Annotated in this window: 13 protein-coding genes; 3 read left to right on the top strand and 10 right to left on the bottom strand. The window is 73.6% G+C overall.

Annotation, left to right across the window (positions count from 1 at the left end):
- Positions 1 to 84 precede the first annotated feature (84 nt).
- Positions 85 to 612, bottom strand: a complete 528-nt coding sequence (gene soxR, locus IG94_RS0124270; protein ID WP_031040954.1) for a redox-sensitive transcriptional activator SoxR — start codon at positions 610 to 612, stop codon at positions 85 to 87.
- Positions 613 to 761: 149 nt separating this feature from the next.
- Here soxR and IG94_RS0124265 point away from each other — a divergent pair, with 149 nt between their 5' ends.
- Positions 762 to 1,223, top strand: a complete 462-nt coding sequence (locus tag IG94_RS0124265; protein ID WP_031040951.1) for a MaoC family dehydratase — start codon at positions 762 to 764, stop codon at positions 1,221 to 1,223.
- Here IG94_RS0124265 and IG94_RS0124260 read toward each other — a convergent pair.
- From IG94_RS0124260 to IG94_RS0124250, 3 genes are all read right to left on the bottom strand, one after another.
- On the bottom strand, positions 1,214 to 1,879 hold the full coding sequence (locus IG94_RS0124260) for a TetR/AcrR family transcriptional regulator (protein ID WP_031040948.1): 666 nt from the start codon (positions 1,877 to 1,879) through the stop codon (positions 1,214 to 1,216). The two genes, IG94_RS0124265 and IG94_RS0124260, sit on opposite strands and share 10 nt — an antisense overlap.
- Before the next feature lie 60 nt (positions 1,880 to 1,939).
- A complete protein-coding gene (locus IG94_RS0124255) occupies positions 1,940 to 2,254 on the bottom strand; it encodes a YiaA/YiaB family inner membrane protein (protein WP_031040945.1) in 315 nt (104 codons plus the stop codon).
- An 89-nt stretch (positions 2,255 to 2,343) separates the two neighbouring features.
- The gene (locus tag IG94_RS0124250) at positions 2,344 to 3,495 is read right to left on the bottom strand and encodes an acyl-CoA dehydrogenase family protein (protein WP_031040942.1); all 1,152 of its coding nucleotides are present in this window, start codon (positions 3,493 to 3,495) and stop codon (positions 2,344 to 2,346) included.
- A gap of 111 nt (positions 3,496 to 3,606) precedes the next feature.
- Between IG94_RS0124250 and IG94_RS0124245 the strand changes: the two genes are divergently transcribed.
- On the top strand, positions 3,607 to 4,248 hold the full coding sequence (locus IG94_RS0124245; RefSeq protein WP_031040936.1) for a TetR/AcrR family transcriptional regulator: 642 nt from the start codon (positions 3,607 to 3,609) through the stop codon (positions 4,246 to 4,248).
- Between the two features lie 64 nt (positions 4,249 to 4,312).
- Positions 4,313 to 5,029 (top strand): ArsR/SmtB family transcription factor, encoded by a 717-nt coding sequence (locus IG94_RS0124240; RefSeq protein WP_031040934.1) that lies wholly within the window; start codon positions 4,313 to 4,315, stop codon positions 5,027 to 5,029.
- A 75-nt stretch (positions 5,030 to 5,104) separates the two neighbouring features.
- Here IG94_RS0124240 and IG94_RS0124235 read toward each other — a convergent pair whose 3' ends face one another.
- The 6 genes from IG94_RS0124235 to IG94_RS0124210 form a co-directional block, all read right to left on the bottom strand.
- Complete coding sequence (locus IG94_RS0124235; RefSeq protein WP_031040930.1) at positions 5,105 to 6,202, bottom strand: Zn-dependent alcohol dehydrogenase; 1,098 nt, start codon at positions 6,200 to 6,202, stop codon at positions 5,105 to 5,107.
- An 87-nt stretch (positions 6,203 to 6,289) separates the two neighbouring features.
- Entirely contained in the window at positions 6,290 to 7,678 is a 1,389-nt protein-coding gene (locus IG94_RS0124230) for an aldehyde dehydrogenase family protein (RefSeq protein WP_031040928.1), read from the bottom strand.
- Positions 7,679 to 7,818: 140 nt separating this feature from the next.
- Positions 7,819 to 8,022, bottom strand: coding sequence for a hypothetical protein (locus IG94_RS0124225; RefSeq protein WP_031040925.1), 204 nt, complete (start codon positions 8,020 to 8,022; stop codon positions 7,819 to 7,821).
- A 2-nt stretch (positions 8,023 to 8,024) separates the two neighbouring features.
- A complete protein-coding gene (locus tag IG94_RS0124220) occupies positions 8,025 to 9,278 on the bottom strand; it encodes an MFS transporter (RefSeq protein WP_031040921.1) in 1,254 nt (417 codons plus the stop codon).
- A 58-nt stretch (positions 9,279 to 9,336) separates the two neighbouring features.
- The gene (locus tag IG94_RS0124215) at positions 9,337 to 10,785 is read right to left on the bottom strand and encodes a CitMHS family transporter (RefSeq protein ID WP_031040918.1); all 1,449 of its coding nucleotides are present in this window, start codon (positions 10,783 to 10,785) and stop codon (positions 9,337 to 9,339) included.
- Between the two features lie 146 nt (positions 10,786 to 10,931).
- The gene (locus IG94_RS0124210) at positions 10,932 to 13,175 is read right to left on the bottom strand and encodes a molybdopterin oxidoreductase family protein (RefSeq protein ID WP_031040915.1); all 2,244 of its coding nucleotides are present in this window, start codon (positions 13,173 to 13,175) and stop codon (positions 10,932 to 10,934) included.
- Between the last annotated feature and the right edge of the window lie 40 nt (positions 13,176 to 13,215).

Below are 13,215 nucleotides of genomic sequence, written 5' to 3'. Positions count from 1 at the left end.
GCGGGGGTGCGCCGGGGGCACCGCATCCCCGACGGCGGTGAGCCGCCGTCAGCCCTGACGGACGTCCCGGCGGCCGGTGACGCGTCAGTCGCCGCAGCACTGGGCGGTCTGCTGGTCGGGAGCGGGGCCCGGCCGGCCGGCGCGGGCCGCGGGACCGCGGCGTTCCACCAGCAGGCGCGAGCCGGTGCCGCGTTCGCCGAAGGCGTCGTCGGGGTTGGACAGGACGCAGGTGTCCAGGGACAGGCAGCCGCAGCCGATGCAGTCGGTGAGGTGGTCGCGCAGCCGGTTGAGCTGCTTGATGCGCTCGTCCAGTTCGGAGCGCCAGGACCGGGAGAGCCGGGCCCAGTCCTCCTCGGTGGGCGTGCGCTCCTCGGGCAGTTCGGCGAGCGCCTCGCGGATCGTGGCGAGCGGGATGCCGACGCGTTGCGCCGCGCGCACGAAGGCGACCCTGCGCAGGGTGTCGCGGGTGAAGCGGCGCTGGTTGCCCGAGGTGCGGCGGCTGGAGATCAGGCCCTTCGACTCGTAGAAGTGCAGGGCGGAGACGGCGGCGCCGCTGCGTGCGGCGAGCTGGCCGACCGTGAGTTCGTGAACCTTCTCGGGGATCTGGGGCACCCCACCGACCCTACCGAGCCCGCCACCCGTGCGGTCCGTTGACAGGGACCCCGCGGGCCACCATGCTAAGCAGTCGCTTAGCATGGTGAGAGTCGCTGGAATCAGTACGACGTGGCATGACTTGGTACGACTTGGGAGGCCGGGACAGCATGGCAGAGCCGAGGATCTTCGCGTCCGCCGACGAGGTGAAGGCGGCCGTGGGAGAGCAGCTGGGGTACACCGACTGGCTGGAGGTCGACCAGAAGCGCATCGACCTGTTCGCCGAGGCGACCGGCGACCACCAGTGGATCCACGTGGATCCGGAGCGGGCCGCCGAGGGGCCGTTCCGCACCACGATCGCGCACGGCTACCTGACCCTGTCGCTCCTCCCGCTGTTCGGGCCGCAACTGCTCCGGGTCGAGGGCGTGACGATGGGCGTCAACTACGGCACCAACAAGGTTCGTTTCCCCTCCCCCGTCCCGGTCGGCTCGCGGGTGCGCGCCACGGCGACGATCACCGGCGTCGAGGATGTCAAGGGAGGCATCCAGGTGAGCGTCGCCTTCACCGTGGAGCGCGAGGGCGGCGACAAGCCGGTGTGCGTCGCCGAGTCCGTCTCGCGCTACTACGTCTGAGCGGTGCCGGACCGCTCCCACGCGGCGCCGGAGGCCCCGGCCCCCACCATCCGCAGCACGAGGTCGGCGTAGAGCGCGCCGATCTCGTCGGGGGTCCGGGGGCCGTTCACGTTGAACCAGCGGGCCACGTCGATGCAGAGCGACAGGATGGCGAGCGTGGTGCCCTTGGCGTCCGGCACGTCGAACTCGCCGGACGCCACTCCGTCCTCGACGATGCCGCGCACCTCGGCGTCGACCCGGCGGCGCAGGGCGAGGATCTCGTCGCGCGCCTCGGGGCCGAGCGCGTCCAGTTCGTACTGGACGACACGCGCGGTGGTGCGCCGGCCCGCGTGCCAGCGCACGAAGGAGCCGACGGCGTCGGCCAGCCGCTGCGCGGCGCTGCCCTCGCTCTCGGCCGCGGTCCGCAGGATGGCGAGGGCCCGTTCGTGACCGATGCGGCTGATGCGGTGGAGCAGCTCTTCCTTGGTCTTGTAGTGGATGTAGAGCGCGGCCGGGCTCATGCCGGCCCGGCCGGCGATGTCGCGGGTCGTGGTCGCGTGGTACCCGCGCTCGGCGAAGGCCTCCACGGCGGCGACCAGGAGCCGCCTGGCCGCGTCGGGCGTGACCTCGTCCCACGGCTCGGTGTCGCCGCCCGCCGTCTCGGCCGCCGTACTCATCGCTTGTTCGCCCCTCTCGGTGACAGGGGCACCACCATACCGGGGAAACTGAGCGAGCGCTTAGGGACGCTGTCCCGCGGGGGCGCCGCCCGGCTTCTGGAAGGGGTCGTGCTCGACGAGGATCTTGTCCAGCCGCGCCTGGTCGACCCGGCTCACTATCTGGCCGACCTCCTGGCGGTCCCGGATGATCTTGGCCAGCGTGAAGGCCGAGGTGACCAGGTACAGGACGGCGATGGCGAGGAAGGCGCGCACCCAGGGGTCGGCCTCCAGCTGGTAGATGCCGATCGCGGTGGCGGCCATCGCCACCCCGAACGACGCGACGGCCTGACCGTAGAAGGCCGCCGTGTTCTGCTGCTTGACCGCTGTCTCACTCATGGGGACAAGGATCGGCGGTTGTGGTCCGGGCCACATCCGCCCGCGTACTCAGTACGGCTACTCAGAGGGCCCGCTCGGGCCTCCTGCGCTCAGAAGGCCGAAACCCCGGTCAGCGCGCGGCCGATGACCAGCTTCTGGATCTGGCTGGTGCCCTCGTAGAGGGTCATCACGCGGGCGTCGCGCAGCAGCTTGCCCGCCGGGTACTCGTCGATGTAGCCGTAGCCGCCGAAGACCTGGAGGGCGTTGTTGGCCGCGCGCACGGCCGCTTCCGAGGCGAAGAGCTTGGCCTTGGAGGACTCGACGGTGAAGGGCTGCCCGCGGTCGATCAGGTCGGCGACCCGCCAGGTCAGCAGCCGGGCGGCGTCCACGTCGAGGGCGATGTCGCTGATCAGCTCCTGGACCAGCTGGTGGTGGGCGATGGTCTTGCCGAACTGCTCGCGCTCGCCCGCGTACTTCACGGCCGCGTCCAGCGCGGCCTGGGCTATGCCGACGCAGCCGGCCGCGACCGACATGCGCCCCTTGGCGAGGGCCGACATGGCGACCGAGAAGCCCTTGCCCTCGGGGGCGAGCATCGCGGAGGCGGGCACGCGGACGTCCTCCAGGACCAGTTCGGCGGTGGCCTGGCCGCGCAGCCCCAGCTTGCCGTGGACGGTGCGGCGGGTGAGGCCGGGGGTGTCGGTGGGCACCAGGAAGGCGGAGACGCCCCGGTGGCCGGGGGCGTCGGTGGAGCGGGCGAAGAGCAGGACGACGTCGGCCCAGGTGCCGTTGGTGATGAACATCTTGGTGCCGTTGACGACGTAGTCGTCGCCGTCGCGCACCGCGCGGGTGGCGAGGTTGCCCGCGTCGGACCCGGTGCCGGGCTCGGTCAGGCCGAAGCAGCCGAGGTACGCGCCGGAGGTGAGGCCGGGCAGCCAGCGGCGCTTCTGCTCCTCGCTCCCCCAGGCGGCGACGGTCTTGGCGACCAGGCCGAGGGAGACGGAGACGATCCCGCGCACGGAGCTGTCACCGCGCCCCAGCTCCTCGGTGACCAGGCAGTACGCGAGGTGGTCGCCCCCGGAACCGCCGTACTCCTCGTCGACGGTGAGCCCGAGGAAGCCGACTTCGCCGAGTTTCTTCACGATCGACCGGTCCACCTCCTCGGCCCGGTCCCAGGCGACGACGTGCGGGGCGATCTCGCGCGCCACGAAGTCCCGCGCGAGCTGCCGTACGGCGCCCTGCTCCTCGCTGAGCTCCAGATTCATGCCGAGTCACCCCACAGAAGACAGACCTTGAACAGCGGATCACCGGACGCACCGGACGGCGCCTGTAAATTAGCACTGCTAGTTAAATGCCGCAGCCCTACTATGTGCGCCATGGCCCGACCGCGCAAGCCCCTGCTCAGCACCGACCGGATCGTCGAGGCGGCCCGCGCCCTGGTGGACGCGGAGGGCCTCGCGGCCGTCTCCACGCGCCGGCTCGCCGCGGAGCTGGGGGTGAGCGGGCCCTCGCTCTACAACCACTTCCGCACCAAGGACGAGATCCTGGAGGCCGTCGCCGACTCGGTGAGCGCGCAGGTCGACCTGTCGATGTTCGAGGACGGGCGCGAGTGGCGGACCGCACTGCACGACTGGGCCGTCTCCTACCGGGCGGCCCTGCGCGACCATCCCAACATCGTCCCGGTCCTGGCCCACGGCCCCGGCCGCCGCCCGGCCGCCCTGCACCTCGCGGACGCGGTCTACGGCGCGATGGTCGCGGCCGGCTGGCCCCCCGCCCAGGCCACGTCCATCGGCGCACTGGTGCGCTACTTCGTCATGGGCTCCGCGCTCGGCTCCTTCGCCGGGGGCTTCGTGGACGAACCGGACGCCTACGACCCCGTTGACTACCCGCACCTCCAGCAGGCCCACCGCCTGGCCGAACAGCAGGAGAAGATCGACGAGCGGGCCTTCGGGACCGGGCTGACGGCCCTCCTCGACGGGCTGGCGCTGCAGTACGAGCAGGTGCGGCAGGAGCCGTGAGCACGCCGGGCGTACGAGGACACTTCGGCGGCCGCCGAACCGTGCGTGACGCATCCTGGGAGGCATGACCGAGAAGGACGCCGAGGCGCCCGGCCTCGCCCGGCTGGCCGCACTGATCGCGGACGAGACCCGCGCCGCGTGTCTGCTGGCGCTGCTCGACGGGCGGGCGTGGACCGCCGGTGAGCTGGCCCGGCACGCGGGGGTCGCCGCGTCGACGGCGAGCGAGCACCTGGGCAAGCTGGTCGCGGGCGGGCTGCTGGCCCAGGAGCGGCAGGGGCGCCACCGGTACGTGCGGCTGGCCGACGAGCGGGTGGCGCAGCTGGTGGAGGACCTGGCCGCGCAGGTCGCGCCGGAGGCGGTGGGGCGCCGCCCGCGTACGCTGCGGGCGGCGAGCGCCGGGTCCGCGCTGGCCCGCGGGCGCACCTGCTACGACCATCTCGCCGGGCGGCTCGGCATCGCGCTCACCGACGCGCTGACCGGCCGCGGGCTGCTCCGCCAGGACACCGGCTTCGCACTCACCGACGCGGGCCTCGGCTGGTTCGAGGCCGCCGGGATCACCCTGCGGCCGACCGGTCGGCGCCCGCTGGCCCGGGCCTGCCTCGACTGGACCGAACGGCGCCCCCATCTCGCGGGCGTCGCGGGCGCGGCCCTGTGCCGGCACGCCCTGGACACCGGGTGGTGCGTGCGGATCGGCTCAGGACGGGCGGTGAAGGTCACGGCGACGGGTGAGCGCGCGCTGTCCGGGCTGCTGGGCATCGAGGCGGCGGCGCTGCGCGACTGAGGGGACGTACGTACGGTGACCGGCCTCGGGTGCGCCGGTTTCCTTCCGTACGCGGCCGAGGTCTGACCGCCGCCGTCAGAACACCACCAGCGCCCGGCCGCCCTTGCCCGCCAGCATGTTCTCGAAGGCGGCCGGGATGCCGTCCAGGCCGATGCGTTCCGTCACCAGGGCGGCGAGGCCGAGGCGGCCCGCGCGGACGTGGTCGGCCAGGACCGGGAGGTCGCGGGACGGGTCGGCGTTGCCGTAGACGCAGCCCGAGAGGGTGCGGCCCCAGTGGAAGAGCTCCAGGGCGTTGAAGGTGACCTGCTGGTCCTTGCCGCCGATGCCGACGACCGTGGTCCGTCCGCCGCGCCGGGTGGACTCCCAGGCGGTGCGGATGGTGACCGCGCGGCCGACGCACTCCACGGCGACGTCCACGCCCTGCTTGCCGGTGAGGGCGCGGATCTCGCGGGCGGTGGTGTCGGAGGCGAGGACGTAGTCGGTGGCGCCGGCCGCGCGGGCCAGCTCCTCCTTCTCCGGCGAGACGTCCACGGCGACGATCTTCGAGGCGCCCGCGATCCGGGCGGCCTGGAGGGCGGCGAGGCCCACTCCCCCGACGCCGAAGACCGCGACCGTCTCGCCCTCGCGGACCCGCGCCGAGTGGTGGACGGCGCCGTAGCCGGTGAGGACGGCGCAGCCGAGGAGTGCCGCCTCGGTGAGGGGGATGCCCTCGGGGGCGGGCAGGACGCAGCCCGCGGCCACCACCGTCTCCTCGGCGAACGCGGCGACGTTCAGGCCGGGGTACAGGTCGGCGCCGTCGGCTGCGCGGCGGGCGTGCACGTCGGCGGCGCCGGCGAGCGCGTTGGCGCACAGCCAGACCTCGCCGAGCGAGCAGGCGTGGCAGGCGCCGCAGGACGGGGCCCAGTTGAGGACGACGCCGTCGCCGGGCGCGACGTGGGTGACGTCCTCGCCGACGGCGACGACGGTGCCGGCGCCCTCGTGGCCGAGGACGGCGGGGAGCGGCACGCGCATGGTGCCGTTGGACAGGGACAGGTCGGAGTGGCAGACCCCGGCGGCGGCGAGCCGCACCCGGACCCGGCCGGGGCCGGGCTCGGGCAGCTCGATCCCGGTGACCTCCAGCGGGGCGCCGACGGCGGGGACGACAGCGGCGCGGACTTCGGTACGGACGGCCATGGCGTGGACGGCTCCCCTGTGGGCTGGACCTGTGGACTGGACCGGTGGGCTGGACTTGGGCTGGACCTGGTCTGGAAACGAAGCGGGCTAGAACTGGAGGGACTTGGTCTGCAGGTACTCCGTGAGGCCGTGCGCGCCCAGTTCGCGGCCGACGCCCGACTGCTTGTAACCGCCGAAGGGGGCCAGCGGGTTGAACCGGCCGCCGTTGATGTCGACCTGCCCGGTGTCCATCCGGCGCGCGAAGGCGACCGCCTCCGCCTCGTCGCCGGCCCAGACGGCGCCCGCGAGGCCGTAGACCGTGCCGTTGGCGATGCGCAGGGCGTCCTCCTCGTCCTCGTAGCGGAGGATGGAGAGGACCGGGCCGAAGATCTCCTCCTGGGCGACGGTCATCTCGTCCGTCACCTCGGCGAAGACTGTCGGGCTGACGAAGTACCCCTGCTCGCGCGGGGCTTCGGGTCCGCCGGCGACGAGGCGGGCGCCCTCGGCGACGCCCTTCTCGATGTAACCGCGCACCCGCTCCTGCTGCTTGGCGTTGACGAGCGGCCCAATCCGGTCGCCGTACTTCGCGGCGGCCCCGGCGGCCAGTTCCACCGCCTCGTCGTACTGGTCGCGGTGGACGAGCATGCGGGTCCAGGCGCTGCACGTCTGACCGGAGTTGGACATGACGTTGGCGACGCCGACGTTCACGGCCCTGGCCAGGTCTGCGCTCGGGAGGATGACGTTGGCGGACTTGCCGCCGAGTTCGAGGGCGACCCGCTTGACGGCCGCGCCCGCGGCGGCGCCGATCCGGCGGCCGACGGCGGTGGAGCCGGTGAAGGAGACCAGGTCGATGCCGGGGTGCTCGGCGAGTGCCTGCCCCGCGACCGGGCCGAGGCCGGTGACCAGGTTGAAGACACCGGCCGGGACGCCCGCCTCGTGCACGGCCTCGGCGAAGAGCTGGGCGGTGAGCGGGGTGTCCTCGGCGGGCTTGAGCACCAGGGTGCAGCCGGCCGCGAGCGCCGGGGCGGCCTTGGCGACGATCTGGTGGAGCGGGTAGTTCCAGGGGGTGATGGCCCCGACGACGCCGACCGGCTCGTGGTGGACGACGGAGTTGCCCACCTTCTCCTCGAAGGCGTACGTGGCCGCCAGCTCGGCGTAGGAGCCGGCCACCGCGATCGGTGCGGCGGCGTGCACGGCCTGCGAGAACTTCAGCGGGGAGCCCAGCTCGGCGGTGACCGTCTCGGCGACCTCGTCCTTGCGGGCCACCAGCACGTCCCGCAGGGCGGCCAGGCGGGCGGCGCGCTCGGCGGGCGGAGTGGCGGCCCAGCCGGGCAGGGCGGCGCGGGCGGCCCGTACGGCGGTGTCGACGTCCAGGGCGTTGCCGGCGGGGACGCGGCCGATGACCTGGCCGTCGGCCGGGTTCACCACCTCGATCGGGTCCCGGCCGTCGGCGGGCCGCCAGGCTCCGTCGATGTACATGCCGTCGTGTGCCTTCATCGCGTTCCCTCCGGGCAGGCCTCGTCGTCCGAACCCCAAACTAGCGCCGATAGTTTTACGGCACCAGGGGCTCCGCCGAGGGTGGCACGGTTCACCCCGCCGGGAGGGGAGGTTCTCGGGGGCGCGCCCCGCGCGGAGCCTCAGCCGTCCGAGCCGTCGCCCATGGTGGTGCCGCCGCCGCTGTTCCGGCCGCCGCGGGGGCGCGCGCGCACCAGCTCGCCCGCCGCCAACGTCGCTGTGGCGATCCCCCGGGCCCAGGCCGGGCCGCCGCGGGCGGCCCACACGACGCAGGCACAGCCGCCGACGACGAGGACGAGGACCACGTACAGAATGATCAGGAGCATGCTCAGCCCTTCGCTTCCCGGCACGACCGGCGTTCCCCGGCCGCGTCCGGGCCATCCTGCCCGACGGCCGCGCGCCGCGGAACGGCCGCGTCCACCGCGGGGGCCCGCAGGGCGATGCCCGACGAGCACAGGAGGAGCGCCCCCAGCATCACGAAGGGTGCGGCCACGCCCGCGACGCCCGCGATCAGGCCGGCGGCGGCGGGCGCGGCGACCTGGCCGAGGCGGTTGCCGGTCAGGCGCAGGGCGAGAGCCGTGGAGCGCGCCTCGTCGGGGGCCGCCTGGACGACCGTCGTCATGGACAGCGGCTGGCCGACACCGAGGCAGAAACCGAGGGCGACCAGCATCAACCCGAGCGCCCACACCGGCACCGGCAGCGCGACCCCGGCGCACAGCAGGGCGGCCAGCAGACACGTGGCCGTCAGCAGCGCCGTGCGGCCCAGCAGCCGCAGCAGGGGCGTCAGCACCAGCCGGCAGGCGATGGTGGCCGCCGCGCGCAGGCTCAGCAGTACGCCGATCACGGCCGGGGAGATGCCCCGGTGCTCGCCGACCACCGGCAGGTAGGCGGTGAGGATGTCGGTCGCGGACAGCACGGAGAGGCTGATCAGGATGCCCGCGGGTACGCCGCGGGCCCGCAGGATGCCGCCCACGGGGACGCGCGGCCCCGGCTCCCTGCGGGACCCGGCGGCGCGCGGGTGCTCTATGCGCCACAGGGACGTGAAGGCGACGGCCGCCCCCGCGCCCGCCACGACCAGGGCGAGCGCACTGCTGCCCGCCATGTCGGGGCCCCCGATCAGCGCGCCCGCCGCGATGGGGCCGACGAGCTGGCCGAGCGAGGCGCCGATGGTGAAGTGGCCGAAGTTGCGGTCCTGTTCGTGCGGCGCGGACTGTCGGGCCACCAGTGACTGGGCGCCGATGACGAAGCAGAGGTGTCCGAGGCCCATGACGCCGCTCCACAGCGCCATCGTCCACAGCGACCCCGCGGCCCCGCTCAGCGCGCAACCGCCCGCGATGAGCACCACACCCACGGGCAGCAGGGGCGCGCAGCGGCCGTGGTCGGTGCGGCGGCCCAGCGGTACGGCGGCGAACAGCGGCAGCAGGGCGTACACGCCGGCGATGACGCCGACCGCCCGCTCGTCGGCGCCCAGTGCGAGGGCCCGGTAGGAGACGGCGGGCCGGGCCATCGACACCGCCCCCTGCGCGAAGCCGAAGGCGATGACGAGGCGGAGCAGCCAGCCGCGGTTCCCACCGGGCGCCATGATCGTGTCCTTCCTGGGTGTCCGGCTCCCGCGCGGTGGGCGATAACCGGTCCGATGATCAGACGATGCCGAACAGGATGCCCGACGCGAGCACCACCAGGCTCACCAGGACCGCCCACTTCACGACGAACCGCGTGTGGTCGCCGAACTCGACCTTGGCCATGCCGACCAGGACGTAGACGGCCGGGACCAGCGGGCTGGACATGTGCAGCGGCTGCCCGACGATCGAGGCGCGGGCGATCTCCAGCGTCGACACGCCGTGCGCCTGCCCGGCCTCGGCGAGCACCGGCAGGACGCCGAAGTAGAAACCGTCGTTCGACATGAAGTACGTGAGCGGCAGGCTCAGCAGGCCGGTCACGAGGCCCATGTGCGGGCCCATGCCCTCGGGGATCGTGTCCACGAGCCAGTTGGCCATGTGGTCGACCATGCCGGTGCCGGTCAGGACGCCCGTGAAGACGGCCGCGGCGAAGACCATGCCGGAGACGTTGAGCACGTTGTCGGCGTGGGCGGCGATGCGGGCCTTCTGGTCGGGGATGTGCGGGAAGTTCACGGTGAGCGCGAGCGCGGCGCCGAGCAGGAAGAGCACCGGGATCGGCAGCAGCTCCATGATCATGGAGGTGAGCAGGGCGACCGTGAGCAGCGCGTTGAACCAGTACAGCCTGGGGCGCAGGGTGGGCCGGTTCGGGTCGAGTCCCTGGAACTCCTCCTCTGCGGCCTCGCCGGTGTCGCCCGCGCCGCCGCCCGGACCGCCGTGCGCGGCACCGGCACCGCCCCCGCCCGCACGAGCGCCCGCACCGGCACCCGCACCGGCACCGGCACCGGCACCGGCACCGACCAGCACCGTCTCGGTCTCCGGCTCCGGCTCCCGCGCCGGCGCCTTGTCCAGCGACAGCGTGCCCAGCCGCCTGCGCTCGCGCAGACCGAGCACGTACGCCAGCACGACGACCGCGAGCAGACCGACGGCCAGGGCCGGGATCATCGGGACGAAGATGTCAGTGGCGTCGACCTTCAGCGCGGTGGCGGCGCGGGCGGTGGGGCCGCCCCAGGGCAGCGTGTTCATCACGCCGTTGGCCATCGCGGCGACGCCGGTCATCACGACCAGGCTCATCTTCAGCCGCTTGTACAGCGGGTACATGGCCGAGACCGTGATCATGAAGGTGGTGGAGCCGTCGCCGTCCAGGGAGACGATCGCGGCGAGCAGTGCCGTACCGACGACGATGCGCATCGGGTCTGCCTTGCAGAACTTCAGGATGGCCCGGACGATCGGGTCGAAGAGCCCGACGTCGATCATCACTCCGAAGTAGACGATCGCGAACATGAGCATCGCCGCGGTGGGGGCGAGGCTGGACACGCCGTCGATGACGTAGTCGCCGAGGTGGGCGCCCTTGCCGACGAACACGCAGAACAGCGCGGGGATCAGCACGAGCGCCGCGATCGGCGACATCTTCTTCATCATGATCAGGACCAGGAAGGTCGCGATCATGGCGAAGCCGAGGAGGGTCAGCATGAGTGAGTACCTAACGTTCGCCCTTGAACATTCCACCGGGGCAGGCGGTGCGAGCGACGTTAGGTGCCTCGAAGTCGCGTTAACAAGACGTTGACATGCGAGCAATAAGCGCAGAACTCCAGGTCACAGCCTCGGGAGTGCGGGAGTCACAGCTGTGCGCCGGTCAGTGGCGTCAGCTCGACGGGTACGCCGTTGAGGACCGCGTTGCCCGAGAGCGGGTCGAGCGCGCTGCCGTCGAGGAGCTGGTTGACGTTGACGCCGGGATCGGTGGCGGCGTGCCGCGTGCGGGTGCCGGGGCGGTCGTGGCCCCAGCCGTGCGGGAGGCTGACCACGCCGGGCCGGACGGTGTCGGTGACCTCGGCGGGGACGGTCACCTCTCCCCCGGGTCCCTTCACGCGCACGGGCCGGGCGTCACGCAGGCCGAGGCGGTCGGCGTCGTCGGGGTGGACATGCAGGGTGCAGCGGTTGGAGCCGCCGGTGAGGGCGGGGATGTTGTGCATCCAGCTGTTGTTGGACCGCAGGTGGCGGCGGCCGACGAGGACGAGCCCGGCGGGGCGCTCGTCGCGGGCCCGCGCGAGTCGGGGCAGGTCGGCGGCGATGGGCTCCGGCAGCAGCTCCACCTTGCCGCTGCGGGTCCTCAGCGGCTGCGGCAGGCGCGGACGCAGCGGGCCGAGGTCGATGCCGTGCGGGTGGGCGAGGAGGCGCTGGAGGGTCAGGCCGTCCGGTCGTACGCCGAAGCCGTCGCCGTAGGGGCCCAGGCGCAGCATCAGGTCGAGCCGCCGCTCGGGGCCGTTCTCGCCGGTGAGCAGGGCGGCCAGCTCGCCCGGGTCGCGGCCGTGCACGGGTGAGTGCGGCTCCCGTACGGCCTTGCCGAGGGTCTGCTCGATCACCATGGTGTCGACGGCGGCCGGGTCGGCGCCGTGCCGGCCGGCGACGGCCAGGGTCAGCCGGGCGAGGATCTCCGTCTCGGCCATCCTGCCGGGCTCCGGCGGGACGGCGGGGCGGGTGTAGCGGACCTGGTTGCGCACGGCGAGGGTGTTGAAGGCGAAGTCGTGGTGCGGGCTCTGCGCGGGCGGGGGCGGCGGGAGGACGACGTGGGCGTGGCGCGAGGTCTCGTTGAGGTACGGGTCGACGCTCACCATGAAGTCGAGCGAGCCCAGCGCCTTGTCGAGCCGGTCGCCGTCGGGCGCGGACAGGACGGGGTTGGCGGCGAGCGCGAGCAGCGCGCGGACGGGTTCGCCGGTGCCGGTGGCGGTGTCGATCTCCTCGGCGAGCGCGGACAGGGGCAGTTCGCCCTTGGCCTCGGGGTGGGCGCTCACCCGGGAGTGCCAGCGGCCGAGCGCGAATCCGCGGCCGGGCCCGGCGGGGCGCGGGGTGCGGTCGGTGGCGGCCTGCGGGAAGAGGGCGCCGCCCGGACGGTCGAGGTTGCCGGTGAGGATGTTGAGGACGTCCACGAGCCAGCTGGCGAGGGTGCCGTGCGGGACGGTGCAGCTGCCGATGCGGCCGTAGACGGCGGCGGTGCGGGCGGCGGCGAGCTCGCGGGCCAGGGCGCGGATCACGCCGGCGTCCACGTCGCAGGCGGCGGCGACGGACTCGGGGGTGAAGCCGGCGACGGCGGCCTCGACGTCGTCGGTGCCCGTGACGTGCGGGGCGAGGCCGCCGAGGTCGACCAGGTCCTCCTCGTACAGCACATGGACCATCGCGGCGAGCAGCAGCGCGTCGGTGCCGGGGCGGATCGCCACGTGCCGGTCGGCGAGTTTCGCGGTGCGGGTGCGGCGCGGGTCGACGACGGTGAGGGTGCCGCCGCGGGCCCCGAGCGCCTTGAGCCGGCCGGGGAAGTCGGGGGCGGTGCACAGACTGCCGTTGGACTCCAGGGGGTTGGCGCCGATGAGCAGCAGGTGGTCGGTGCGGTCGAGGTCGGGCACCGGGATGGCGTTCGCGTCGCCGAAGAGCAGTCCGCTGGAGACGTGCTTGGGCATCTGGTCGACGGTGGACGCGGTGAAGAGGCTGCGGGTGCCGAGGGCGCCGAGCAGGAGGGGCGGGTAGAGGGCGCCGGCCACGGTGTGGACGTTGGGGTTGCCGAGGACGACGCCGACGGCGTGCGGCCCGTACCGCTCGACGACGGGGCGGACACCGGCGGCGACCGCGTCGAAGGCCTCCTCCCAGGTGGCCTCGCGCAGTTGGCCGTCCCGGCGCACCAGGGGCGTGCGCAGCCGGTCGGGGTCGGAGTCGACGGCGCCGAAGGAGGCGCCCTTGGGGCAGATGAAGCCGCGGCTGAAGACGTCGTCGCGGTCGCCGCGGGCGGCGGTGACCGCGGTGCCGTCGACGGTGAGGGTCAGGCCGCAGGTGGCCTCGCACAAGGGGCAGATTCGCAGGGCGGTGCGGGACACGGGTCCTCCCGGAAGGCGGCGGTGGCGCTCTCTGACGGTG

The sequence above is a fragment of the Streptomyces olivaceus genome, assembly GCF_000721235.1.
In the GTDB taxonomy this organism is placed as follows: Bacteria; Actinomycetota; Actinomycetes; order Streptomycetales; family Streptomycetaceae; genus Streptomyces; species Streptomyces olivaceus.
This window is presented reverse-complemented; position numbering and strand designations above follow the sequence as displayed.